The organism is Haloarcula sp. 1CSR25-25 (genome assembly GCF_032027985.1).
In the GTDB taxonomy this organism is placed as follows: Archaea; Halobacteriota; Halobacteria; order Halobacteriales; family Haloarculaceae; genus Haloarcula.
Window position 1 is genome coordinate 75422 of record NZ_JAHYBW010000009.1, and the last position, 26054, is coordinate 101475.

At 62.2% G+C, this 26054-nt stretch carries 23 protein-coding genes; 11 read left to right on the forward strand and 12 right to left on the reverse strand.

What is annotated here, in order from left to right; all coding sequences use genetic code 11:
- Positions 1–14: 14 nt before the first annotated feature.
- Entirely contained in the window at positions 15–467 is a 453-nt protein-coding gene (locus KZ498_RS20470) for a hypothetical protein (RefSeq protein ID WP_312621222.1), read from the reverse strand.
- A gap of 61 nt (positions 468–528) precedes the next feature.
- On the opposite strand from KZ498_RS20470, the gene KZ498_RS20475 reads away from it, so the two are divergent.
- Positions 529–1428: an ROK family protein gene (locus KZ498_RS20475; RefSeq protein WP_312621223.1), complete on the forward strand. Its 900-nt coding sequence runs from the start codon at positions 529–531 to the stop codon at positions 1426–1428.
- Between the two features lie 228 nt (positions 1429–1656).
- Here the strand turns inward: KZ498_RS20475 and KZ498_RS20480 are convergent, their stop codons facing one another.
- From KZ498_RS20480 to KZ498_RS20490, 3 genes are all read right to left on the reverse strand, one after another.
- The gene (locus tag KZ498_RS20480; RefSeq protein WP_312621224.1) at positions 1657–1854 is read right to left on the reverse strand and encodes a hypothetical protein; all 198 of its coding nucleotides are present in this window, start codon (positions 1852–1854) and stop codon (positions 1657–1659) included.
- Between the two features lie 209 nt (positions 1855–2063).
- Positions 2064–2684 (reverse strand): histidine phosphatase family protein, encoded by a 621-nt coding sequence (locus tag KZ498_RS20485; RefSeq protein WP_312621225.1) that lies wholly within the window; start codon positions 2682–2684, stop codon positions 2064–2066.
- Between the two features lie 116 nt (positions 2685–2800).
- Positions 2801–2938, reverse strand: a complete 138-nt coding sequence (locus tag KZ498_RS20490) for a rubrerythrin-like domain-containing protein (RefSeq protein ID WP_312621226.1) — start codon at positions 2936–2938, stop codon at positions 2801–2803.
- 606 nt (positions 2939–3544) lie between these two features.
- On the opposite strand from KZ498_RS20490, the gene KZ498_RS20495 reads away from it, so the two are divergent.
- From KZ498_RS20495 to KZ498_RS20535, 9 genes are all read left to right on the forward strand, one after another.
- A complete protein-coding gene (locus tag KZ498_RS20495; protein ID WP_312621227.1) occupies positions 3545–4579 on the forward strand; it encodes an orc1/cdc6 family replication initiation protein in 1035 nt (344 codons plus the stop codon).
- 159 nt (positions 4580–4738) lie between these two features.
- Positions 4739–5908: a thiolase C-terminal domain-containing protein gene (locus KZ498_RS20500; RefSeq protein WP_312621228.1), complete on the forward strand. Its 1170-nt coding sequence runs from the start codon at positions 4739–4741 to the stop codon at positions 5906–5908.
- Positions 5905–6336: a Zn-ribbon domain-containing OB-fold protein gene (locus tag KZ498_RS20505; RefSeq protein WP_312621230.1), complete on the forward strand. Its 432-nt coding sequence runs from the start codon at positions 5905–5907 to the stop codon at positions 6334–6336. Before KZ498_RS20500 ends, KZ498_RS20505 begins: the two co-directional genes overlap by 4 nt.
- Before the next feature lie 928 nt (positions 6337–7264).
- On the forward strand, positions 7265–7996 hold the full coding sequence (locus KZ498_RS20510; RefSeq protein WP_312621231.1) for a PAC2 family protein: 732 nt from the start codon (positions 7265–7267) through the stop codon (positions 7994–7996).
- A 690-nt stretch (positions 7997–8686) separates the two neighbouring features.
- Positions 8687–10633: an SLC13 family permease gene (locus KZ498_RS20515; protein ID WP_312621233.1), complete on the forward strand. Its 1947-nt coding sequence runs from the start codon at positions 8687–8689 to the stop codon at positions 10631–10633.
- Positions 10634–10813: 180 nt separating this feature from the next.
- Complete coding sequence (locus KZ498_RS20520; RefSeq protein ID WP_312621234.1) at positions 10814–11083, forward strand: hypothetical protein; 270 nt, start codon at positions 10814–10816, stop codon at positions 11081–11083.
- 285 nt (positions 11084–11368) lie between these two features.
- A complete protein-coding gene (locus tag KZ498_RS20525; RefSeq protein WP_312621236.1) occupies positions 11369–12550 on the forward strand; it encodes an MFS transporter in 1182 nt (393 codons plus the stop codon).
- A 1145-nt stretch (positions 12551–13695) separates the two neighbouring features.
- Positions 13696–14193 carry a gamma carbonic anhydrase family protein gene (locus KZ498_RS20530; protein ID WP_312621237.1) on the forward strand — a complete coding sequence of 166 codons (498 nt, stop codon included), beginning with the start codon at positions 13696–13698 and terminating at the stop codon, positions 14191–14193.
- 61 nt (positions 14194–14254) lie between these two features.
- A complete protein-coding gene (locus tag KZ498_RS20535; protein ID WP_312621239.1) occupies positions 14255–16252 on the forward strand; it encodes an AMP-binding protein in 1998 nt (665 codons plus the stop codon).
- A 149-nt stretch (positions 16253–16401) separates the two neighbouring features.
- Here the strand turns inward: KZ498_RS20535 and KZ498_RS20540 are convergent, their stop codons facing one another.
- The 4 genes from KZ498_RS20540 to KZ498_RS20555 all read right to left on the reverse strand — a co-directional run bounded on the left by KZ498_RS20540 (position 16402) and on the right by KZ498_RS20555 (position 20012).
- A complete protein-coding gene (locus KZ498_RS20540) occupies positions 16402–16827 on the reverse strand; it encodes a universal stress protein (protein WP_312621241.1) in 426 nt (141 codons plus the stop codon).
- 6 nt (positions 16828–16833) lie between these two features.
- Complete coding sequence (locus KZ498_RS20545; protein WP_312621243.1) at positions 16834–17259, reverse strand: iron-sulfur cluster assembly protein; 426 nt, start codon at positions 17257–17259, stop codon at positions 16834–16836.
- Entirely contained in the window at positions 17256–18365 is a 1110-nt protein-coding gene (locus KZ498_RS20550) for an amidohydrolase family protein (RefSeq protein ID WP_312621245.1), read from the reverse strand. The genes KZ498_RS20545 and KZ498_RS20550 overlap by 4 nt, the downstream gene beginning before the upstream one ends.
- A gap of 192 nt (positions 18366–18557) precedes the next feature.
- Positions 18558–20012, reverse strand: a complete 1455-nt coding sequence (locus KZ498_RS20555; protein WP_312621247.1) for an aldehyde dehydrogenase family protein — start codon at positions 20010–20012, stop codon at positions 18558–18560.
- A gap of 146 nt (positions 20013–20158) precedes the next feature.
- On the opposite strand from KZ498_RS20555, the gene KZ498_RS20560 reads away from it, so the two are divergent.
- Positions 20159–20914, forward strand: coding sequence for an SDR family oxidoreductase (locus tag KZ498_RS20560; RefSeq protein ID WP_312621248.1), 756 nt, complete (start codon positions 20159–20161; stop codon positions 20912–20914).
- Between the two features lie 145 nt (positions 20915–21059).
- On the opposite strand, the gene KZ498_RS20565 is transcribed toward KZ498_RS20560, so the two are convergent.
- The 4 genes from KZ498_RS20565 to KZ498_RS20580 form a co-directional block, all read right to left on the reverse strand.
- The gene (locus KZ498_RS20565; RefSeq protein WP_396276153.1) at positions 21060–21962 is read right to left on the reverse strand and encodes an ABC transporter permease; all 903 of its coding nucleotides are present in this window, start codon (positions 21960–21962) and stop codon (positions 21060–21062) included.
- 92 nt (positions 21963–22054) lie between these two features.
- A complete protein-coding gene (locus KZ498_RS20570; RefSeq protein ID WP_312621251.1) occupies positions 22055–23626 on the reverse strand; it encodes a sugar ABC transporter ATP-binding protein in 1572 nt (523 codons plus the stop codon).
- Positions 23627–23639: 13 nt separating this feature from the next.
- On the reverse strand, positions 23640–24914 hold the full coding sequence (locus tag KZ498_RS20575; RefSeq protein ID WP_312621253.1) for a sugar ABC transporter substrate-binding protein: 1275 nt from the start codon (positions 24912–24914) through the stop codon (positions 23640–23642).
- A gap of 224 nt (positions 24915–25138) precedes the next feature.
- A complete protein-coding gene (locus tag KZ498_RS20580; RefSeq protein WP_312621254.1) occupies positions 25139–25915 on the reverse strand; it encodes an SDR family oxidoreductase in 777 nt (258 codons plus the stop codon).
- Between the last annotated feature and the right edge of the window lie 139 nt (positions 25916–26054).

Genomic DNA, 26054 nt, shown 5'->3' on the forward strand with positions numbered 1-26054 from the left:
CCGGGTAGGCCACACTACGACAGGATGTCGAACTCCGCTGTCAACTGTTGCTGCGTGTCCAGCCCTCTGTGAAAACGGTTGATTATCTCGGACTGGTGCCTGGGACATGCGAGCACAGCGACGGCCCCATCCTGGACCTGAATCACCGGCTGCCGTGGGTTGTGCAGTGCGAGGTGACAACTGGGGCAGCCAACGCCGCCAGCAGGCCTGTGGTTCAGGATTTCGGCGGTCGCTGTGGTCGTGTACCCACAGACGGACCTGAACTGTGTCAGATGAGCAGTACAGCCGACAACAGGCACTGTTAGCTGATCGAGAAGCAGGAACGACGGCATCCCATCGGGAGACCGCAGCGCAGACCGACACGCGTCACATCGAATCGGCGGATATCCCTCGTGTTCGTCTGTCGGTTGCTGCGGGGATTCTCCGGGGTTCATAGTAAGCAGGGTACCTGTGAACTGGTCTCCCACACGGGTAAGTGATGTGTCTACGATAATATATTTTTATTAAAGACCCAGGTTTAGGTGACCTATGGGGTCTGTACTCGCTATCGATATCGGGGGGACATCAATCAGAGGTGTCAAAGCCGATGCATCCGGTCTCCAGGGTGAGCCGTGGGCATTCTCCACTGAGACAGTCGAATCTGCGCAAGCCCTTGTCGACCGAATCGGCGACAGGTACACCGATATTGACGCGATCGGTGTCGCCGCTGCTGCTGTGATCGACCGCGAGACCAACGAACTGCTGAACGTTGCGAACTGGGCCGGGTGGGACCTGAGCCCGCTTGCCGACGCGTTTTCGGCGCCGCTTGCCGTCGAAAACGACGCGGATGCGAGTGCGCTCGGACTGCAAACGTATGGCGATGTGGCTCCGGACGCTGACCTCGCATACCTGACGCTCAGTACCGGTATCGGCGCCGGGATCCTCCGCAATGGCGAACTCATCCCAGGCGCCGAGGCCGGCTTCGTCAATGTGAACTGGGACGGCAAGATCCAGCACTCGGGCGTCAACGACCCCTGGGAGGGGTACGCGTCCGGGTCACTGTTCCCCGACCGTGTCAGGGAGTGGCTCGCGGAGGACGACAGAGACACGCAACTCACCGGGCACGAAGATGCCAGGGAGTTTTTCGACGCCGTCCACGAGGGTGATCTCGTCGCCCGCGACTACTACACCCGGCTCAAACGAATCAACGCCGCCGGAATCGGGACGATCACCGACCTCTTCTCGACCGACCGCGTGAAGATCGGCGGCGGCGTTGCTCTCAACAATCCGGAGCTGATCGACTACCAGAACGACCCGTACGCTCTCGAAGCGGTCGACCTCGACGCGTACTGTATGACAGCGACGCCAGAGATCGAACTGACCTCGTTCGGTGTCAATCTCGAACTGTATGGCGCTGCCGCCGCTGCGATCAACCGCTTCCAACTGTAGCTCCCGTACACAGACAGGGCTGTGAATAGTTATGCGACCGGCAATCGAGTGGTTGCCCCCTTCAGCGATCAGAACCGAGACGGTGGCGATCCCGTGCGCAAATCACTCCGAGGCGGGGCGAAACTGGACGTCTATCTGATCGGCAGGCCTCCTTCTGGGACCTCGTTCCGATAGAGTAGTGCCGTGAGACGGGCCTCATAACTGTGACTCGCTGGCCTATCGCATCCACTACTCCCAACTACTGGGGGCGATACCGAGTCGCACTACGATGGGCCGATACGCGAAGACGACGACAACGATAAGCACTAGTTCGAGCCAGAAAGCGACCTCTCCTACGACTGCCTGTGCGACTTCGAGGACGAAAAACACCAGCAGCAACATCGCGATATAATGCGGAGCGAGTTCCAGCAGTTGATCTTTGTCCATGCACCCTATACGACGAGCACCCTCTCAAACCCTTCCCTCTACGCTGTCAGGGGTAGCCACGCTCGAACCCGTCCGGAACGCCGGAGAACCGACCACCGAGTCAGGCGGCCCCTCGCTACGATTAGTGCTCTCAGCAGTCGGTCGTGGCGCACGAGACTATCTCACAGCGAAGGTGGCCGTCCGGCGTGACCCGGCCCGGCGCGGACGAGTCACTGCTCGAGGTGTGTGGTCTCTCCGGAGAACTCGAGGCGCCACCCTTCGCCGTCGCGTTCGAGACGTGTGAGCCCACAGAGCGGTGCATCAGCCCGGGCAGTCGAGCCAGCGAGTCCGCGAACGACCCCACCGATCGTGAGTCCGTGGCCGACGAACAACACCGTCCCATCCGTCCGCTCCGTGAGGTGTCGGGTGGTCTCGCCGACGCGTGCCATCGCTTCGTCGTGACTCTCCGGATATTCGGGGACGAGATACGGGGCGTGGTCGAGGCGAAGGGGTCCAAACTGCTCCGCTAACTGTTCGGACGGGAGCGTATCGGGCTCGCTGTCGAACCATTCGGGATTCCGATGTTCGCCAATCCCGGGTTCCAGCACGAATTCGGTACCGGTCTCTCGACAGATCTCGTCGGCAGTCTCGACGGCTCGGAGAAACGGTGAGGCGTACACGCCATCGATCGTAGTTCCGGACTCCGCGAACCGCCGCCCGACTCGCCACGCTGCCCACCGCCCGAGGTCAGTAAGCGGCGGATCGTGGACACGCTGGGCATTGGACTCCCAGTTCGGGTCAACGCTATCCTGCCTTTGGCCGTGCCGGACAGCCAGTACGACGTCTGCCATGGTATCAACAAGTGGTTCTGAATATATTGAGTATCTGAGCAGCGGTTCGCGGATGTGCTGTACACCATTGCGTAGGACCAGAGGCGGCACCCAGACCACGGGCGAACGACCAGTGACTACGGGATAACGACGTCTTTCATCCGCCCTCCACAGCGGCGACACGTGAGCTCCCGGCTCGGTGCCGTCGTCCGATAGCCACAGTCGGTACATTTGAACTCCTTCTGTTCTTTCGCCAGCGGATCTCGCCCGGGCATGTGGTATATTCAATATGTCTGCAGTAATAATACTTTTCAGCTATCACATTCTCGACCGGTTTACACGGTGAACACATCGTATTAGCGCGAGCAGAAAGATATACCGAGAATAAACAGGCCAAAACCAAATGTACATGCAAAACCGGCCCGACGGTCGGGCTCGGAACCCCTCTGTGAGACCATCGTCGACGCGAGTCAGGTATCGGCTGTCATCGAGCGTGCCCGGTTCGATGACAGCCCCGTCACCACACAGGTATAGCCTTTCGCGACTGTCTTCTTCGAACGGGACGGGACAGAGGTCGGTCCTGCGGTGGTCGACGCGAGCGAACGCCCCCGGCGATTCGAGACACACCGATGCGATTCCGCCGGTGACGCTTACAGACTGAGAACGCACCGGGACAGACGACAACCACGTCGGACGGTACGTGCGACATCCGTGAACCGTGATATTTCAGGGAATTTCCGGGACCAGGTCCAGCTATTACGTCCCTACTGGGTCACATAACGACTGTAGACGCGATATCGGCCACACGGTGACCACGCCTTTCCGGAAACGACCCGGCCACGTTTTTATTACGTGGCTCGGAACTACCTGTACAGTAAGGTATGATACGTGATGCTCGCGTGCTACGTGCCGGGTTCGTCCCGCGGGAAGTCGAGCATCGCGACGCGGAGGTCAACCACCTCTCCAGCGTCCTCGAACCGATCACGAACGGCGAGCCCGCCGACACCGCCATCGTCACGGGGCCCAGCGGCGCGGGGAAGACGTGCATCTCGCAGTTCGTCACGGAGCGCCTGCGCGAAGAGGTCATCGACGTCAAAACGACCTACGTCAACTGCTGGCGTAACTACACCCGATTCCGCACACTCTACCAGATTCTCGACGACCTCGGAAAGACAATCGACATTCACCGCCAGTCGACGCCCCACGACGAACTGATCGACCGCCTGCAGCAGTACGGCGGGCCCCGGACCGTCGTGATACTCGACGAGGTCGACCAGCTCGAAGATCCGAGCGTCATCTACGACCTGCATAGCCTGCCGCAGTTCGCGATTATCTGCATCGCGAACAAAGAGGAAGAGCTGTTCAGCCGCGTCGACGACCGCCTCGTGAGCCGGTTGCGCTCCAGCGAGCACGTCCGGATGGACAGGTACCACGACGAGCAACTCTACGACATCCTCTCCGCCCGCGTGAAATGGGGCCTCGACGAAGACGCCATCACCGACGAGCAGCTCTATCGGATCGCCGACGCGGCCGCCGGTGACGCCCGTCTGGCGATCGGCATCCTCCGGACGGCGGCGAGCAAGGCCGGCCGCGAGGACCGGAAACGGATCACCGACGACATGCTCCTGGACGCCGCTGACGACGCCCGGGCCCAGATTAAGCAGAAGAGCCTCGACTCACTCACGCCACACCAGCTTGTTGTGTACGGTATCGTGCGCGACCACGGGCCGCTCGGGCCGAGCGAGATCCACGAGCGCTATGTGGCGGAGGTCGACGAGCCACGGACGAAACGGACGGTCAGAACCTATCTCTCGAAGATGGCGCAGTACAACCTCCTCGAGGCGGCGGGCACGAGCCGGGACCGGGAGTACTCGCTCGTCGATCCGACGGCTGCGTCGCCGACGTGGCAGGGGTGACCCCGAGTACCGGTCTGGAACTTCGACAGCGCTTGCGATGCTGTACTTCGTGGGTCTCTGACTCGACATCGCAGCTTTGCGTGGGTCTCTGACTCGACATCTCAGCTATCGTGAGAATGAGAATAACTAACTAGGTCCGTTGCGACCGGGTAGGTACGGATGCCAGAGCCAGTCATCGCGTCGGTCGGCGCCTCGCCGCTCGGTCGCACGGACCTCCCGGGCCGCGACCTGTTCTCGGTCGCCCTCGCGGAGGCGTTCGACGAACTGCCCGACCCCGCCGACCTCGTCGAGGCGGTGTACGTCGGCAACCAGTCGGAGAGCTACGAACACCAGATCATGCACGGGACGCTTCTGGCCGAGTGGGCCGGGCTCCGTCACGTCCCCGCCGAGCGGGTCGAAGGGTGTGCCGCCGCGGGCGCGCTCGCCCTGCGGCACGCCGTCAAGGACGTCCGCAACGGCGAACACGACGCCGTGCTCGCCTGTGGCGTCGAGAAGATGACGGCCGGGGGCACCAGCGGCGCGACGGACGCGCTGTCGGCGGCGTTCGACCGTGCCATCGAGCAACGCTCCGGCGTCACCGCACCCAGCCAGTACGCGCTGCTCGGCCAGCGCTACCTCCACGAGACGGAGGCTACGGAGCGCGACCTTGCCGAAATCGCAGTGAAGAACCACGCCAACGCCGCTCACAACCCTCGAGCGCAGTTTCCCAAGGAGATCGACGTCGAAACAGTCCTGGAATCTGACCCCGTCGCCCCACCGCTGAAGCTCTTCGACTGTGCGCCGGTCGGAGACGGCGCCGCGGCCGTCCTCGTGACGACCGCCGAGCTGGCGGCCGACCTCGACCGGCCGCAGGTCCGTGTCGCGGGCAGCGGGGCCTCCGCGAACAACATCGCAGTCGCCGAGCGGGACATGACCGACATCGCGGGCGCTCGCGTCGCCGCCGAGACGGCCTACGAGGAAGCGGGTATCGACGCCGCGGCCGTCGACCTCGCGGAGGTCCACGACGCCTTCACCGTCTGTGAGGCGTTGCTCGCGGAGGCCGTCGGCTTCGCCCCCAAGGGAACGGGCTATCAGAGCTACCAGGCGCCGGCGGAGCGGGCTGACGGCTGGACGGACGTACAGTTGAGCCCGAGCGGCGGTCTGAAGGCCCGCGGTCACCCCATCGGCGCGACCGGGCTCTTGCAGGCGCTCGAAGCCTACGAACAGCTCACGGGGGCCGCAGGGGACCGCGCGGTCGAGGGGGCCGAGACGGCCCTGTTGCTCAACGAAGGGGGCGTCGGGGACGCCGTCACCGTCAGCCACGTGCTCACGACGGCGGAGGCACAATGACTGACAGTCCACTCGATACGACCGACCCGCGGACGCTGCCGGGCTTTTTCGACGCCCTCGCTGACGGCGACCTCCTGGGCGGGGTCTGTGCGGACTGTGGACAGGTCCTGTTGCCGCCGCGGCCGGCCTGCTACGCCTGTGGCAGCCGCGACGTCGACGTCGAACCGCAGTCCCCCGAGGGCCGGATCTTCTCGTACACGGCGGTCCACACACCGCCGCCGGCGTTCGCGGCGGACGCGCCCTACACGGTCGCCGTCGTGGAACTCGCGGACGGTGGCCGCCTGCTCGGGCGCGTGGCCGCCGACTACGCCGACGTGGCCATCGGTGACCCGGTCGAACTCACGGTGCGGGAGCCGACTGCCCCAGAGCAGGAGGTCGCGCTCGATTACGAGACCGACTGGCCGGTCCACGTCTTCGAGCCGCGGTGAGCCCACGCCGTCGCCGGTGGCTGATGGGGGCCTAATTGCCGGAACGGTACTGGAACCGGTTCCCCGCGTCGCGGAGGCGCCGTCGATGCACGGGCCGGGGCCGCAGGGTAGCCGAGCGACGTCACTGATTGACGGTGACTGCGCGTATCACACCGACTGATTCTGCAGGCTCGTTTGCGACCGGTCGCGGTGAGTGATTCGCGCGGTGTGCTCGGCGCGACACCTGAAATATGTCATCCAGCGCGGGTTTCAATTGGATTGTTCCCGGAAACAGGCGAGCGACCGCGGACACCCGAGTCTACGTCCGTTCTCTCACCAGCCTCATCTGCTCTCTGAAACACGGACCCACAACGCCGCGGCTTATCATGACCGTGGGCACCTGGTCAAGTGTGCCCGAGCACTCTACACCGACAGCGGACCGACCTCCTTCGTCCCCGCACAGCGCATATCAGCGCGGATTTCCGGCGAAAGTCGGTCCCGACACACACCACCGTTTCCGGAGCTACACACCACTGTTTCCACTGTAATCTAACTAGCCCTCTTCACCCGTTGCAGTCCACGCTCGACGTGATTACTACGGAAACGGTGGTGTGCACAGCCGGATGGTTCTCCGCTCCGAGCGTCAGTGATCTGAACGAGAGACGCACAGAGTGCCCTGTATTGGGTGAAACCAAAAGCTGCGGAAACAGTGGTGTGTTGCCTTTGGCATGGTCTGCATCGGATACCCGGTGTGGACCTGTCCGGATCGGTTAACAGATACTATCGGCAGGGGTGAGCTCGTGGAGAGCGGATAGAAACGGGGGTGCGCCCCCGAATCATCCACCGTGTCCAGAGAGGGCTCGATTACAGGGTATCCGAACGGTCGAACTGATCTGGGATAGCGGCTGCCGGGACCGAAGCTTTTCTTGCTGGATACTGTCTGTTCTGTATGCCAGACGAAATCAGCCTGACCATCGAGGCCGACGAGCCACCGTCAGAGACCGTTATCGCCGCCTTCTCTTATCCCGGAATGGGTGGAATGATCGCCTGTAACTACCTTATCGAAGAGTTGGATCTCGAGCAGACGGGGCACATCCAGACAGACGGGCTACCAGCCCTCGCGCCGTTCAGGAACGGGCGTCCGTACCACCCTACCCGACTCCATTCACGACCCGACCTCGACGTGACAGTCCTGACCAGTGAACTCCCCGTTCCGCTCCATGCGACTGAGGTCTTCGGGCGTGAACTGCTCGACTGGATTCTGGACCGGGATATCGACGAGATAGCGATACTGCTCGGTGTTTCCGGCCTCCGAAACGTGGAGCGAAGCGACGGGATATATTACGTCGCGTCACCCGACTACATCGAGCGGCGGTTACAGACAGCGGAGTTTGCGCCACTTGCAGGTGGGTTCTTTGACGGTATTACGGCGAGTCTCGTTTCGCGGGCTATCGATACACCGCTTCGAGCAGGCGTGTTAGTCACGCCGACGCGGACACAACGGATTGATCCTGAGGCATCACTGCGACTGGTAGACGCCGTGAACCAGCTGTACGGATTAGGCACGGAGACGGAGCGACTTCGACGGTTCGCGACCGAAATCCGCGACCACTACGAACAGTTGATGCAACGAGTGCACCAGCAGGACCAGGCCCGCGAGTGGGATCAGGGCTATATGTGAAAGCGGGAGAACTATGGCGAGATGAGTTCGGCCCTCTCTCGTCTCGTTTCCACGATTCTATGCTTGCTTCGGGACTCGTCTCTACAGCAGTCGTCGACATCCACAGCGACTCGGAATCCTGAGCAGGGGGTGGGTCAGTACCGCCAGTGGCACGTTCGGGCGGACTACGGACCGCCGTGGAAGCGACTATCGACGCACTGTGAGTGAAAATCACAAATATTTTCATTACCAGCTGTACACCGTTTAGTTGGGTTCTGGTCCCCGCTGCACCTCCCTCTCGAGCCCATCAGGTTCATCGATTGGCCCGGGTCCAGAACCCGTCGTCGTGGATGACGACTTCGAACGGTGCATGGCACGCCGGTTCTCTCACCCCATCATTCGGCTGCCCACCGTTCTTTTCCTGCCCTAAACGGGGGAGTTGTGTTTTCCGGCGCCGGTCGCAGGCACCCAGTTCTGCATCGCGGTTCCCAGTGAGAGCGGAGGCCATCGAGGCGTGCGTGCACCGGCTTGTCAACATGTGGAACACTCCCACAAGGGGCGAACCCACACCTGCCAGGTTTGGGTATGCGTGTTGCTTTTAGCGGAAATTCTATCTGATTAGTTGAATAACCCTCAGAGAAGGGTGAAACGATGAGTTCTCTGTTCGTTCAATTTTATTGGAGCAATGGTTTCCCTCTACAGCAACTCCCCGTGCAGCTTCCGGTCTCGTTCGACGTGGTCGTCGTACTGGCTATCATCTCCATCGTATTCGTCCTCTTCGTTACCCAGCCGGTTCCGATCGACGCCACCGCGGTCGGCCTCGTCGTCGCACTCGTCCTCCTCGGTGAGTGGACCGGCGTGTCACCAGAGCAGGGCGTCTCGGGGTTCTCGAACCCTGCGACGCTCACCGTCCTCGCGATGTTCGTCCTGAGCGAAGGCGTCCGGCGAACCGGCGTCATCCAGATTCTCACGCGGAAACTGATTGCCTTCGCCGGGGACAACGAGTTCAAACAGTTGCTCGCCACGGTCACGCTTTCCGGGCCGCCGGGCGGGGTCGTCAGCAACGTCTCCGTCGTCGCCGTATTGATACCGGCGATAATGAACCTCGCTCGGCAAACGAAGACGTCGCCCTCGAAGCTCCTGATACCACTGTCGTTCGCCTCGATGCTCGGCGGCATGCTCACTGTCGTCGGGACGATAACGAACCTCCTGGCGAGTGAGGTGTGGGTTCAGGTGGGCGGTCCCGACGCACAACCGTTCGCGCTGCTCGAGTTCACGCAATTGGGCGCCATCGTCTTGCTCGTGGGGATCGTGTACCTGCTCACCATCGGCCGCTACCTCACTCCGGCACGAATCGATCCGACGGGGTCGCCAACCGAGGCGTTCGGCATGACGGACTACCTCACCGACGTCGTCGTCATGGAGGACTCGCCGCTCGTTGGGTCCCGTGTCCAGGAACTGGGTGAGGAGGACCTTGACCTCGACGTATTCCAGATCGTCCGTGGCAACCGTACGCTCGCCCGTGGACTCGGATCGGAACGGATCCAGGCGGGCGACGTCCTTTCGGTCAGGGCCGACCAGGAAACCCTCCAGGAGGTCATCGAGCAGGATCACCTGCAGCTGTTACCGGAGGTCATGGAGGCGGCCACGGAGGACGATGCGTCCCTCCCGCCCGGCTTCTCGCCACGGCGTCACGACTGGGAGTCGTTCACCGCGGAGCGTAGCGACTCTTTCGCCGAGGACGAGGCGTCGAGTGAAGACACGGCGGATGATGGCGACAAGACGGCCGAGGAGACCTCCGATGAGGAGGACGAACTCACCGAAGTCGTGTTGTTGCCCGGTCCCTGGTCGAGTCGGCGCAGCGGTGTCACAGACTTCGAGCGCGACTACGACGTGACAGTGCTGGCAATCCGGCGTGGCGACGAGGTGATCCGCCAGCGTCTCAGAGAGGTCCGGTTGCAGGCCGGCGATGTCATCCTCGTACAGGTGCCTGATCAAGTGCTCGATCGCATTGCGAGGGACACAAATGTCGCCGTCGCGGGCGAGGACAGATGGGAGGATTTCGACCGGTCGAAGATCCCCATCGCGCTGGGAATCCTCGCTGGCGCCCTCGGACTCGCAGCACTCGACGTCCTCGGGCTTATGACAAGTGCGCTGACGGGCGTTGCCGCGATGTTCTTCACGGGTATACTCACGCCCGAGGAAGCATACGAAGCCATCGACTGGGAAGTGATCTTCATGGTGGCGGGTGTCATCCCGCTAGGCATCGCAGTCGAGGCCTCGGGCACTGCGGACCTCATCGCTGATCTCGTCGTTTCCGTAAGTGACCTCCTTCCCGTGATCGTGGTCCTGGGGCTGTTCTACCTTGGGACCGCGGTTATCACGGAGATGGTCAGCAACTCCGCCAGCGTCGTATTGCTACTGCCAATCGGGGTCGAGGTTGCTGGCCAACTCGGCGCTAACCCATTCGCGTTCGTACTGGCTGTGACCTTCGCGGCCAGCACACCACTCCTGACCCCCGTCGGCTACCAGACGAACCTGATGGTCTACGGACCAGGAGGGTACAAATTCACGGATTTCGCACGCGTCGGTGCGCCATTACAGTTGATCCTGACTATCATCACGACAGTCGGCATCGTATTCTTTTGGGGAATATAATCCGGTGAGAGTGGAGAACTAACTGCGATACCGCGGCGCTCAAAGCCCCACCAGCTAGGTGGTTACCGACCGACGAAACTCTATGGTCGGACTGCTACCGGTTACAAACCGTTGTAATGAATGAGCTATATCGATGCGAATCTACGATTGACCGGCGAGTGAGTCGCAGGCGAACAATTGATGTCGCTTCCCCAAGTTGAGTCCGGTGAGGACTCAAAACGAGCGATGGATCCACCAACCGTCGTCTACAGGCATCCCTATGCTACTATGGTCACAGCTGTGTTTCTCTTCTCTCTCCTGATAACAGTATTATACTTCTTCGGCTTGTATCCTGGCATACCGAAAAACCGGCCGCAGTTGGATTCATTCCTTACGATTACAGTCGTTCTCTTCGTCGCAACAGCTGTAAGCTGGATTACAGCAATTATCCTGAAATCGGATACTCTCTGATCAACTCTGGAGTCGGATTGATACCACCCCGGCCAACGGAGCGGGGGCAGCATCGGACCGGACCGATCAGGCACTGCTGAACAGAGTGAACCCATTCTCTGCCGGTACCGCTGGTGAGGGGACTCACGCCGCTGTGGCCCAGTTTTTTCAGTATATTCGTCGCTTCGCTGCCGGAAGTAGTGTCACGAACGACAGGATTATTTTCGGACTCCCCAACCAGGATGTGCATTGGACAAAATCCTGACCGATATTCGTGGCTCTGACGACGGTTCCGCGTGGCGGCTTGTGACAATCGCAACCGGGTGGTTGTTGCTGCTATTTGTCGGTGCGTACCTGATTACCCCCGCCAGCGTCCTTCCACTGGTGATGGCCGACCTGAACATCACCGAGGCGACGGCCGCTGCACTCGTCTCGATGCCACAGGTCGCCGCAACGGTGATTGGCATCCCCGTCGGCATCTATCTCGACCGTGTCGAGGCTCGTGCGGCTGTCCCGGCCGCGGCGGGCGTTCTCCTCGCCGGTAGTGTCGGCGACTGGTTCGCGGGGAGCGCGGGGTCCGTCTCGCTGCTGGTCGCGTCGCGACTCCTCGCGGGCATCGGGATGTTCGTGCTGTGGGTCGTCAGCATCAATCTGGCATCGAGCACGTTCCCAGCCCACCGGCGGGCAACAGCTACATCAGTGATCATCTCGGGCTACCCCGCCGGGTACGCGCTCGGACAGCTCGGTGCGCCACGCCTCGTCGGGGTCGTCGACTGGCCAGGGGTGTTCCCTGTCTTCGGAACCGCGGCGCTGGTGATGTCGCTCGCGCTCTACGTCGCCGTCGGACGGGTCTCGCGGTTCCAGACCTCGTCGGACCCGATTTCGGTAACCGGCTTCAAGCGAGTGCTGCGAAACCAGAACGTATGGATGGTCGTCGTCGTCACGGTCCTCGGCTACTCGCTGTACATGGTATTCAACTCGTGGATGCCGACGTACATCTCCCGCCGATTCAGTGTCTCCCTGGCAGAGAGCGGGGCGTTCGTTGCCCTGTTCCCCGCAGTCGGGATTCTCGCTCGGCCCACGGGCGGATGGCTCTCGGACAGGGTGTTGGCCCAGCGCCGACGGCCTGTCTTCGCGGCCTCATTCGTCGGGGCAACCGTGCTGGCGGTCACCATGTTCTATAGTACGACCATCACGGTGCTGGTCACGATGCTCGTTCTCGCCGGGGTGTTCATCCAACTCCAGATCGGACTCATGTACCAGTCAATTCAGGAGTTCGTGGCGCCGACCGCTGCGGGGACGGCCGTTTCGCTGGCCAGCGTGGCTGGGTGGCTGGGGTCGTTTGTCGCGCCCGTCGCTGCTGGAGAACTGGTCGCCACCGCTGGGACCTACACTGTCCTGTTCGCGCTCGCCGTTGGCCTCGGTGTGACGGGAGTGTTCACCGTCTGGCAGATGGCCGAGTCCGGTGGGTATCGGGCGACAGCCTGATTGTCTCTGTTGTCTTTCCCACGTCATTCTTGATACGTGTCGGGCAATTCAACGTCCGCTCGCCCGTTGTATCGCCTGTGCTGAGCAGTACATCGTTCGTGTCGGACCGCTGCATATGGAAAGGGATGGCTGCCACGGCCGATAGGTACTGCGAGGTTTCAAATTCTGTGCCGGTCTTCGCGTGCTTAATAGGCGAATTTAATCCAAAATTCTCAAATATATTGATAAAACACACAGTTCAACATCCAATATCATTGACTGAAAACTAAAACAGGCCCTTAGATAGCCCGATTACACTCAAATTCTCATTTATAGCTCCATCAACGGCGTCTAGCCAGATAACCTCGTGTCAGAACACCGCGAACGCACAGTCATTGGCGTTCCCGACCACAGGAGAAAAGAACATCGCTCCAGTTTCAACCGGGCTTCCGGGTTTTGTCCATGAATCCCGCGGAGCTATCCCGTCCGCTTTCGGCGGTACCGGCGCCCACCGGTCGTCCGTTCTCGCCACGCCGTCCTGCTCGCATGTCTTCCCAACAGCGCCGTCGAGGACCGTCGGTCACTGACTCACTGGAGAGGAGTCACTGAAAATCAACCCACCCGATGGTCCCACTGCTGTACGGCCGGCGTGAAACCGATCTCAACCGATTGGTTCGCTCGGTGGCCTCTTCACTCGACGGATGACACCGCTGGGCCGGGTGTACCAGATGAGTATATATAATTCACGCCTCACGAACCACCGCTGAATCCGCCATAACACATGTACATGTGTTAGGTTTTGCGAGCCGGTGCCCCGCGTGCTGGCGACTCCGCTATCGTGGACGCAGCGGGAGACGGGACCGTAGCGGGTGACAGTGTGCCGTGGCAGTCGCTTTTAGCCGTCTGGAACGCCGCCGGAAACACAGAGAGTGGAGTAGCAAGGGGGCGTACTAAAGCGAGCGTCATATAAAGTTCGCCAGACGAGGATAATCTCGATGGGACGAAGTCTTGCGCGGTCGCCAGGGTGGTACGCAGTCTTCTCGTCATGGCCGAGAAGCACCGAGGGACGCGCTTCGCCCTCGAACCGGGCCCTCCTACGGCTATAGAAGCTATCGAACGGATTCGAAGGAGATACGTTCAAGTGGATTCGCCGCGTCGGCCCAGCCATGCAACGCGAGGTCCTGGGTGCGAGCCCGACGGTTGCCGGATCGGCGTTCGTCTCGGAGATGGCCTACCTTGTCGGCGACGTTCAGGTCGGCGAGCGGGCGAGCATCTGGCCGTTCGTCTGTCTCCGTGGCGAGCGCGAAGCGGTCGTCGTGGGCGAGGAGACGAACGTTCAGGAGTTCTCGATGCTCCACGGGGCGACTATCGGCGACGGCGCCACTGTCGGGCACAACGTCGTCATCGACTACGCGACCGTCGAAGACCGGGCGCTGGTCGGGATGTCGAGCACGCTTCAGCAGGGCGCAGTGGTGGAGTCCGGCAGCATCGTCGCGCCCGGATGCGTGGTCACCGAGGACCAGACGGTCCCCGAGGGTCACGTGGCCTACGGCGTGCCGGCGACGACGACACCCATCGAGGATGCCCAACAGGCGGAGATCGACCGTGTACACGAGCTATACGTCGACCACGCCGCGACCTACAAGGAGGCGGGCCTCGAGTAGGCCCCACAGCGGGAGGAGAAGAATTAAGCGCCTCTCCGTCGACAGGTCAGAGTACAGGTCCATGGCCAGTGACACACTCGCAGATACTGAGGAGATTGTCCACAAACCGACCCAGGCGGCCGTCGAATCGACGAACGTCTGGTCGTTCATGCAGGCGTATGGCATCGAGGACTACGACGACCTCATCGAACGGACAACCACTGACATCGAGGGCGTACCAGCGTCCGGCGTCGACTGGTTCTGGGACGAACTGGTCGACTACCTCGACATCGAGTTCTACGAAGACTACGACGCCGTCCGCGACGACGCTGACGGCCCGCAGTTCACCGACTGGTACCCCGGCGGCAGCATCAACATCGCACATAACGTCCTCGACCGTCACGCCGCCCGTGACACCGAGCGACGGAACAGCGTCGCCTGTCTCTGGGAGGGCGAGGACGGTGCGACGCGAAACGTCACCTACCACGAGCTCCACCGCCAGTCGAACCAGGTGGCCAACGCGCTCCGGGAACGGGGTATCGAACAGGGCGACACCGTCGGTCTCTACATGCCGATGGTTCCCGAGGTCATCTCGATCCTCTATGGCTGTTTCAAAGTTGGCGCCATCGCGGTCCCGATTTTCTCGGGGTTCGGCGTCGACGCGACGGCGACCCGTATCGAGGACTCCGGGAGCAGCGTCGTCTTCACCGCCGACGGGTTCTACCGCCGTGGCAGCGAGCTCACGCTGAAGGACACGCTCGACGAGGCCATCGAAACCGTCGAGACCGACGTGTCCTCGGTCGTCGTCTACGAGCGCACCGGCTCAGACGTCCCCTGGGTTGACGGTCGCGACGAGCCCTGGACAGCGGCCGTCGAGACACAGGCCGACACCTTCGAGACGGTCCAGCTAGACTCGACCGACCCGTCGATGCTGCTGTACTCCTCGGGGACGACCGGAAAGCCGAAAGGCATCGTCCACACCCACGCCGGCGTCCAGATGCAGTGTGCGAAAGAGCTGCACTTCGGATTCGACCTCAAGGCTGGCGACCGGTTCTTCTGGGTCAGCGACATCGGCTGGATGATGGGGCCGTGGACGCTCATCGGCAACCACACTTTCGGCGGTACGGTCTTCATGTACGAGGGCGCGCCGGACTACCCCGAGCCGGACCGGTTCTGGCAGATGATCGACCGCCACGACCTCACCCACTTCGGCATCTCCCCGACGGCCATCCGAGCGCTCCGGAAGCAAGGCGACGACTGGGTCACGGACCACGACCTCTCCAGCCTCCGTATCCTGGGCTCGACGGGCGAGCCCTGGGACCCCGAGAGCTGGCAGTGGTTCTACGAGAAAGTGGGCAACGAGGACTGCCCTATCATCAACATCTCCGGGGGCACGGAGATCTGTGGCTGCTTTCTCATGCCGATGCCGACCCAGCCGCTGAAGCCCTGTTCGCTCGGCGGCCCGGGGCTGGGGATGGACATCGACATCGTCGACTCGGACGGCAACTCCATCGTCGACACAAACGAGCGCGGCTATCTGGTCGCCAGGGACTCCTGTCCCTCGATGACCCGGTCGCTCTGGTCGGGCGACGAGCGGTACCTCGAGGAGTACTGGTCGACCTGGGACGACGTCTGGGACCACGGCGACTGGGCCCAGAAGGACGCAGACGGGTTCTGGTTCCTGCACGGCCGCGCCGACGATGCGCTGAACATCGCGGGCCGGAAGGTCGGCCCGGCGGAGGTCGAGGGCGCCGCGATGGACCACGAAGCCGTCAATCAGGCCGCCGCGGTCGGCGTGCCCGACGACACGACCGGGACTGCTGTCGCGCTCTTCGTCGTCACGGACGACGGGGAGACGGAGTCCGACGACCTCCGGAACGAGGTGCGGGAGCTGGTCGGCGACGAACTCGGCAAGCCGTTCCGGCCCCGCGAGGTGCGCTTCGTCGACGAGTTCCCCGTCACGCAGTCGGGGAAGATCGTCCGTCGCGCCATCCAGGCCCGCCACACCGGTGAGGACATCGGTGACCTCTCGAGTGTCGAAAACCCCGACGCCCTCGACGCAATCGACCGAGCGCGGTAGGACCCCCGCCGCTGTCGAGGGCGACGTTGGCGGCGGAGTTTTGCGAAACTGTCGATGAAAACCGGCTGGTGTGTGGCTGGTGGTGACAGAGAATCAGGAGACGAGCGCAGGACGGAACTGACAGCGGTAGCAGTGGCGAACGGGTGGCGTCAATGAACGACGGTGACTGGCACCGGCGAGCGACGGGCGACACTCTCCGAGACGCTGCCGATGAGGATACGGGTCGCGCCCGTGCGCCCGTGACTCCCGATGACGACCTGATCGATGTCGTGCTCGGCGAGGTAGTCGACGATCGCCGACGCGGGCGACCCGTCGGTGATCGCGGTCGTGATTTCGCCCTCGTGCTCAACCCCCTCGGTAAGCCGCTCGAACAGGTCCTCGGCGTCGTCGCGGGCCTTCGCGTACCAGCCCTCGGCGTGTTTGCGCCCTCCGCGGTCGGGGTCGGTGATGGACTCGCTGTACTCGACGACGTGCAGCAAGACGAGGTCGTCGGCCGGGTGGACCGTACTCGCGTGGCGGACGGCCTCTCTCGCCTGTGGCGAACTATCGACCGGAATCAGGATTCGTCGTCCCATCGCGACTCACTCCGAGCGTTCGGCGTAAGGCGTAATCCCGGCCTCTTCGACGCGCTGCTCGAAGCGCTCCCGGCGGGCCTGGCGTTCCGTCTCGGCCATCCGATCGGCCGTCCATATCTCCCCGCTCGTGACCTGATGGACCTCGACCTGTTCGACGGCCGATAGCTCCCCGACGCGCTCGCAGATCTCGTCGTCGATGTCGAGGAAGTAGGTGCACCGCTGGGAGGTCAACAGGAGGTGGACGGTGACCGTTTTCGAGGTCCCGTCCCACTCGATGCCGTCGACGAGACCGAGGTCGACGATATTGACGGGGTGCTCGCTCATACAGCTACAGGGGTCGAGCACCTCCTCGAGCCGAGCTTTCACATCGGTTTTCACATCGCTTTCGAACTCCGTGGTCGGAAGGACGTGGTCGGTGACGTCGGTGCTCATACGTACTTGACACGCTCCTTCGAGGCCTCGTCTGTCGGCTCCTCGTAGGTCGACCACGGCGGCGCGGGGTACTCGCCTTTCTCTTTTAGCTCCTGGATCTTCTGGTCCCACTTGTCGCCCTTGATGTCTTTCTTGACCTGTTCGGGGTCCTTGCCCATGAGCCGAAGTTTGTTCTTGCCCAGTATCTTCTCCTTGTCCTCCTGTGTGACCTCGGGGTAGTCCTCGCCGGCCCGGAGGTCCTCGGGCATCTCGAAGTCCCAGATGGCGTCGATTGGCGGCTGGGGGTGCAGCGCCGTCGCGCCACTGGAGAAGACGATGCGGTCGGGCCCGGCCCAGTACAGCATCTCGCCGAGGCTGCGGGCGAACTTCTTCGGGCGACTGCAGGCCATGTGGGCCGTGTTCTCGATGTTCGCGTAGACATTGTCGTGACTGGCCATCGCGAAGACGGTCTCCTCGAGGAAGGAGAAGCCAGCGTGGATGACCTCGAAGTTGAGTTCGGGGAAGGCAAGCGCCGCCTCCTCGACGTCGTCGATACGGAAGTACTTCACCGGCGCCGTCGCGAAGGGGATGAACTTGTGGATGCCGACGGTCCCGACGTCGAGCTCGGCGGCCTTCTCCAGTACCGGGCGAACGGTGTCCTGGTTCAACTGCAACGAGAGGTCACGGCCGTTCTGATAGCGCGCCGGGTACAGTTTGATGCCGTCGACGTCTTTCTTTTTCGCGTAGTACTCGACCTGCTCGACGGCGTCGTCTTCGAGCGGATTGATGTCCACGATCATCCCCATCCGGTTGGGGTTGCGGTCGCGAAGCTCGAATCCCTTCTCCCGGGAGACGTAGCCGTCCTTGAAGTAGTCATCGAGCGGGAGCGAGTGATACACCGAGTAGTCGATCTGACTCTCCAGGAAGAGCAGCCGTTCGAGCTCCTCGGGCTGGTGGTTCCGGTAGAAGATCTCCTCCGGGAACACGTACTCATCGGGCATCAACTGCTCGCCGAGCTCGTACGTCTCATCGTCCCACCGCTGGGAGTGTGGATGGAGGTGATTATCGTCTGCGTGGTTGAAGCAGTGTGACACTGCGTCCACCACTAGCTCGCCGTTATCTAACATACAGGTAACCTTTCAAGACTATAGCTATTAAACGTTGGGAATAGCTTTACCTGACGTATCAAGAGACCGCCGACAGGTGGTGCTTCGATACCGAACCAGTTCGGTGTGCCGACCGCCGATATAACCAACGGTGAGCCCCTGGCCCGCGCCCCCGAGCAGGCAAGCGGCAGTCGATGGCGCCCCCGAGCAGGCTCACTCCGAGATGTTGAGACAGACGTTCTTGAGCTGGGTGTAGTTGTGGATGGCTTGCGTTCCGTTCTCCCGACCGATGCCGCTGTCTTTGAAGCCGCCGAAGGGAGTCTCGTTGCCGCCAGCGAACCACTCGTTGACGTAGATCTGGCCGGCGTCGACGTCGCGGGCGTAGCGGTGCGCTCTGCCCATGTCGGTGGTGATGACGCCGGCGACGAGCCCGTAGTCCACGTCGTTGGACCGCTGGATGGCCTCGGCTTCGTCGGCGAAAGTGCTCACGGTCAGCACCGGCCCGAAGATCTCCTCCTGGAGGAGCCGCGCGTCCTGCGGGACGTCCGCGAACACCGTCGGTTCGACGTAGTACCCGTCGCGGTCGAGCACGGCCCCGCCGGTGAGCGGCTCGCCCAGTTCCGCACGACCGACCTCGAGGTACTCCGCCACCGTCTCGAGGTGGGTCGCCGAGACGAGCGGGCCGACGTCGTGGTCGTCGATGCCCGGACCGATGGAGAGGGCCTCGACGGCGCTGACGAGTTTATCGAGGTAGGCGTCACGTATCTCGTCTTGAACGATGACGCGGGAGGACGCCGAGCAGACCTGGCCGGAGTTCGTCGCGAAGATGCCCTTGATTGTCTCCTCGACCGCGACGTCGAGGTCGGCGTCGTCGTAGACGACAAGCGGGCTCTTGCCCCCGAGTTCCAGGTGGGGTTCGGTGAGATTCTCGATAGCGGCCTTCCCGACCTCGCGGCCCGTCGCGCTCGACCCGGTGAACGTCACGCTCCCGATGTCTGGGTGCCCCGAGAGCGCCGACCCCGCGGGGACGCCCTCACCGGGGACGACGTTGACCGCGGCCGGCGGAACGCCGTTCTCGTGGAGGAGTTTCGTGAGTTCGAGCGCGCCGATCGGCGTCTCCTCGGCCGGCTTGACGACCGCCGCGTTCCCGGCCGCGAGCGCCGGAGCGACGCTCCGTGCGAAAAGGTAGGCCGGGACGTTCCACGGGACGATGTGACCGGTGACACCGAGGGGCTCACGAACCGTGTAGTCGACGTGCCCGTCGTCGAGCGGGATGCTCTCGCCTTCGATCTTGTCGGCCAGGCCACCGTAGTACTCGAAGTGGCGCGCACAGCGCTCTACCTGGCCGACCGCCTCGGAGAGCGGCTTTCCGTTCTCGAGGGTCTCGATGCGGGCGAGTCGCTCCGTCTCGTCTCGGATTGCCCGGGCGACGTCGTTCAGTATCTCACACCGCCGGGCGGGAGTGTACCCGTGCCAGGTCTCGAAGCCATCCTGGGCGACGTCGACGGCCTCGTTCACGTCGGTCGCGGTTCCCGCGGCGACGGTCGTCAACGGGTCACCTGTCGCGGGGTCGTCGACAGTAAGCGTCTCGCCGGACGACGCCCCACGCTCGGTGCCGTCGATCAACACCCCGTACTCATCAGCAATTGCTGGTCGATCTGTTTGCATCGTGAGTTAACCACGCACGCGGACTCTCATAATAGTTGTTGTCAATAGCTCGCTGCGGGGGGTGATATCTGCGTGTGAGACGAACGGGATATGTCAGGATTAATCATAAATGCTTATTCGGAACGCAGCGAAACCGGAAGACGAATATGTCAAATCGATTCGACGGAACGTCAGTACTCGTCACCGGAGCCGCCTCGGGGAACGGGCGTGCCATCGCACTGAAATTCGCCGAAGAGGGCGCTGCAGTCACTGTCAGCGACCTTCAGGAGGAACCGCGGATGGGTGGGGACCCCACCCACGACCTGATAGAAGAGATGGGACGTGACGTCCAGTTCGTCGAGTGTGACGTCAGCAAGCCCGAAGACCTGCACGACGCGGTCGCCGAACACGTCGAAGCGTTCGGCTCGCTGGACGTCATGGTCAACAACGCAGGTATCGACCGGCAGATACCGATACGGGAGGTCGAGCCGGACGATTACGACCTGCTGATGGACATCAACCTCCGGGGCGTCTACTTCGGCTGTCAGGCGGCCATCGACGTCATGGCTGACCAGGACGACGGCGGTGCTATCGTCAATATGTCTTCGATTGGGGGAATCAGAGGCCTCGAGAACTCCTCGCTGTACTGCACCTCGAAAGGCGGCGTCACCAATCTAACCAGACAGCTAGCCCTCGAACACGGCGAGAACAACATCCGGGTCAACGCGATCAACCCAGGGGTCATCGAGACTGCGATGACCCTCGAAGACGGCGACACCATCGATGGCCTGCTCGAGGAGACGCCCCTCGGGCGGGCCGGCCAGCCCGAAGAAGTCGCGGACGGCGTGCTGTTTCTCGCAAGCGACGACGCCTCGTTCGTCACCGGCCACAACCTGGTGATGGACGGCGGCTTCACGGCGTAGCTCTCAGAGTCTTCGATTTTTCGGGGACCGCACAGATTCCCGAGGCCAGCCGACCCCCACGAGGAGAATCCGAATGCGCTCGGGGCTACGTGCTGTGCGCTCGGGCGGTGAGAAACACACAAAATCGGCCGACGGCGAAATCAGTTCACTTCACGACATCGATCTTGTCGCGGTCGATGGACAGCGCGACGGCCGCGACGACCACCAGTCCGAGGATAATTTCCTGGACGAAGGAGTCGATACCGAGCAGGTTCATGCCGTTGTTCAGGACTGCGATGACGAGCACGCCGAGGATGGTCCGGTGCGGGCCGCCCACACCACCGGTCAGCGCCGTCCCGCCCATGACAATCGCGGCAATGCTCGGGAGCAGGAGTCCGCTCCCGATGTTGGGCGACGCCGACGAGATCCGCAGGGTCAGCAGGACGCCCGCGATACCACAGAGCAGCCCCGACAGGACGAAGGGGTAGATCTTGTACCGGTCGACCTTCGCGCCGGCGAGTTCGACGACGCGCTCGTTCTCGCCGAGGGCGAAGCAGTACCGGCCGAACTTGGTCCGGAAGGCAAGCAGTATCGTGCCGACGTAGATCAGCAGGCCCCAGAGCACGAGGTTGGGGATGCCGAGGACAGTCCCCGTCGAGATAGACCGGATCGCGTCGTTCCGGAAGGTGATAGTGGACCCGCCGGTGATGATTTTCCCGACACCGGCCATCACGGAGAGAGTCCCGAGCGTGACCAGGAACGATGGTACCTTGAGCTTCGTGAAGACGATACCGTTGAACAGCCCGGCGAGCATCCCGACGCCGATCGCCAGCGGGATGGCCAGCAGGCCGAGCCCGAACTCCGCGATCAGGACGACCGTGACGACGCCGGTCAGCAGAACGACCGATTCGACCGAGAGGTCGATGCTCTGTTGCAGGATCGGGAAGGTCCCGGCCAGCGCGACCAGTAGCAACGTGACGGCGTTTTTGGCGACGTTGTCGAGCAGATTGCCCTCTGTCAAGAACCGCTCCGTCGAGAGGGTGAATATGAGTATCAGCCCGAACAACATGACGAAAGGACCCAGGTCCTGGATCCAGTCATGCAGGGTCCGCTGATCTCGCTGGTTCGTGAGCCACTCGCTGATTGTATTCGTACTCATTGTTAAATCATCTCCTGAATAAGGTCTTCTTCGGTCGGTTTGTTGCCAATGGAGGCGTCGAACGGCTCGCCGACGAACTCACCCTTGGCCATCACGGCGATACGGTTCGACATGCCGATGACCTCGGGAAGCTCGTCGCCGATGAAGACGATCGAGACGCCCTTGTCGGTCAGTTCCCGACAGAGGCGGTAGACCTCTTCTTTGGCCCCGACGTCGATACCACGGGTCACGTTGTCCATGACGAGTATCGGCGTCTCCTGAGCCAGCCATCGGGCGATGACGACCTTCTGCTGGTTGCCCCCGCTGAGACCGTGGACCAGGGCGTTCGGTCCGGGGGTTTTTATATTGAGTTCTTCGATTGCGTCATCGGTCGCCTTCTTCTCGGCGCCGAGGTCGAGCAACGGCATGCTGCCGTTCATGTCCCTCACCATCGCTAGGGAGGTGTTCACCAGGACAGACTGGTAGAGCAACAGTCCTTCGGACTTCCGGTCTTTGGGGATGTACCCGACGCCCGCATCGACCATATCCGAGACCGACGGGTTCCGGATCTCGGTCCCGTCAACCGTGATCGAACCCTGGCTCGCCGTGAGGTCGCCCGCGAGGAGTCGACCGAACCGTTGTTTGCCCGATCCCTCCACGCCGACGATGCCGAAGATCTCGCCTTCGCGGATCGAGAAGGAGACGGGTCCAACCGAGTCCTCGTGGGCGACCCCATCAACTTCCATCGCCGTCTCTCCGAGGTTGGCGTCGCGCACTTGATCTGGAACGCGGTAGTACTCGTCGGCCGTCTCCCGCCCGACCATCGCCTGTTGCAGGGAGTCCGTGGTCGCGTCCGCCGCAGTGGTGTCGCCGACCTGTTCTCCGTCTTTCAGTACGTAAATGCGGTCTGATATATCGAGAACCTCGTCGAGCTCGTGGGAGACGAAGACGAAGGTCGCCCGGTCCCGGAGGTCGTTGACAAGGTCGAAGAGGATCTCGCGGCCGCTCTCCTCGAGTCCGGCTGTCGGCTCGTCGAGCAGGATCACGGGGTTCTCAGACTTCTGAGAGACGTGAAACGCCTTTGCGATCTCGAGCATCTGGCGTTCGTTGAACGTGTAGTTCCGGACCTGCTCGTCCACGTCGATGTTGATGCCCAGGTCGTCGACGAACTCCTGGGCGCGTTTGCGCATCTGTTTTTTCTCCAGTACGCCAAAGCGCTCTATCTCCCGGCCGAGATAGAGGTTCTCGTACCCCCGCATGGTCGTGATAACGTCCTGCTCCTGGTGCACGAGCGAGACACCGTAGTCCTCGGCTTCGCGCGGGTTGGTGAAGGTGACCGGTTCACCGTCGACGTACAGTTGCCCCTCGTCGGCCGAAAGCACGCCGGTCAGGATGTTCAGCAGCGTGCTCTTCCCGGCACCGTTCTCACCGACCAGGCCGACGACTTCGCCGTGATTGACCGCGAGGGAGACGTCCTTGAGCGCCTGAACGTGCCGGAACGACTTCGAGATGCCTTCGACCCGGAAACTGAACTCGTCAGTGGCCGGGTCGGCCCGGTCCGCCTCCGTCGCGCGTGTGTGTGTCTCTGAGGACATTGGGTACTCTGAGTTATTTGAGCGGATTCGTCTGGAACCGATCCTTGTACAGCTGGGTGATCTCCTCCTGGGTTGCGCTGTCGGTGTACGCGTCCGGGAGGCTGTACCCGCTCGGCTTGTCCTCGTCCTTCCAGTCGAGCACCTCTTTCATGTCGTCGCTGTTCATCGGCTGCAGGTCGATCTGGGGGTCCCAGGCGTCTTCGCCGGCCTCGACGACGGACATCTTCTTCCAGTCGTACGGCGTCTCGCCCTCGAAGATAGCCGAGTTGTACTCTGCGGCGTCGACGACCGGTAATCGGTCGATGACGTCCGTCCACTGGCTCGGGTCTTTCACGCAGACCGGCGCGTTGAACGACATCATCTTCTCCGCCGGCGTCAGCGTGTGGCCGTTCAGGTAGTCGTGGCACTTCGCGACGGACCAGCCGGCCTGCCACGGCCCCATCCCGGAGACGGTCCCGGTCATACGGTCTTCCGCAATCGCCGCGAGGCCGGGCTCGCTGGCGTCGATACCGACGACGGGCACGTCGATGTCGTTCTCCTCGAGGACGGTGATTCCGCCCAGCGCGACGGCGTCGTTCTGACCGAAGTAGCCCTCGATGTCGTCGCCGAACTGCGAGACCTTGTCGTTCATGACGCTCCGTGCGTCCGACCGGATGAAGTTACCCGGCTGTCGGCTGCCGGCCATCTCGATGTCGGGGTACTCCTCCATCGCGAGGTCGACACCCTTGTTCCGACCGATGTTCGGTGCGGTCCCCCGGTTCCCCTCGATGTGGACGAACATCCCGCTGCCGTCCATCGACTCGAACAGCATTTTCGCAGCGGTGTAGGCGTGGTTCACGAAATGCGGCGTGAAAAACTGCACGTACTCGCCACCGGCATCCTGCGGGACGTACCAATCGGCGATGGTGACGGCCAGCAAGCCGGGTGTCCCCGCCTCGACGAGTGTTTCGGCGAGCGAAATCGCGGCAGCGTTCGTGTACGTCTGGCCGACGATGAAGTCGGCGTTGTTAGAGACTGCCGTGTCGAACTGCTGTTTCTGCGTGGTCACCTCACCGTTGTTGGTCTGGACGTTCGTCTCGTAACCAAAGGCCTTCGCGGCCTCGAGGTAGCCCTTCTCCCAGCTGAGCCAGTAGGAGTTCTGCCGGTTGGCGATCGACGCCATCGACGATTTCGAGCCGCTGCCGCCGTCAGAGCCGCCGGAGCTGCTCGTCCCGCCGTCCCCGCCGTCTCCGCCGTCCCCGCCGGACCCGCCGCCCGAACTACCGCCACAACCTGCGAGCGAGCCCATGAGGCCGACTCCGGTTGCACCAGCGATGCGATTCATAAAGGACCGTCTGGAGCCTGATGTCTGACTGTCTGACATACACTTTCACATTCCAACACGGGTGTATTTATAGCTTATGTTTATCATTGTTCATGGAGGTCGAAAACCAGGTTGCTCACGGCTCATCACCGGAACTTTTCGGGGTTTACCCGTCCCGCAATCGTTACAATCGGCCGTTTACTCGCAGGTCAGTACATTATTTTCCCCGCCGAGACGTTGATATCCTGTCCTGTGATTCGGTCCGACGCGTCGGAACAGAGATATCCGACCAAGTCAGCAACGTCCTCCCGGTCGACGAGTTCCCCGCGAGCACTCTGGGCTTCCACGTCCGACCGGACCTCCTCGTAGGTCTGCCCGGTCTCGGCGGCCTGGCGTTCGAAGACCGTCGTGATACGCGGGCCCTCGACGGAGCCGGGACAGACCGCGTTGACGTTGATGTTCGACTCGCCGAGCTCCGCTGCAAGCGTTCTGGTGAACCCGATGATACCCATCTTGCTGGTCGCATACGGTGTCCGGTTCGGCAGGGGTCGTTTCCCTGTCACCGAGGCGATGTTGACGATGCGTCCGAACGACTCGGCGCGCATGTGTGGAATCACCTCACGGCACATCTGGAAGGGTCCCTTGAGGTTGACCGCGAGCGTCTGCTCCCACTCGTCGGAACTAACTTCCTCGCACGGTGCTGTCGGCCCGGCGATTCCGGCATTGTTCACCAGGTACTCGATAGACCCGAACACTTCACGGGCCTCGTCGACGGTACTCGTAACGCTCTCGCTCGAGGCGACGTCGGTTTCGACGGCGAGCCCAGTCTGGCCAGTGTCTTCGACCAGACTGACTGTCTCGGCCATCTCACCGTCATCGAGGTCTGCGACCACGACGTTCGCTCCCCTCCGGGCAAGCTCTACGCAGATTGACTGTCCGATTCCGCGGGCGCCACCAGTGACGATCGCGGTACTCTCGGGACGCATGTCTGCATTGAGTATAACATACTATATAAAAATTTGGAGTTTGACAACTGGTACCAGGTTTCACTTGTGGCATGTATCGGTCCCGAACAGTCTCTCTGGGCTTCAAAACGCCTACGTTGTCGATCAGTGGCCGACCTAT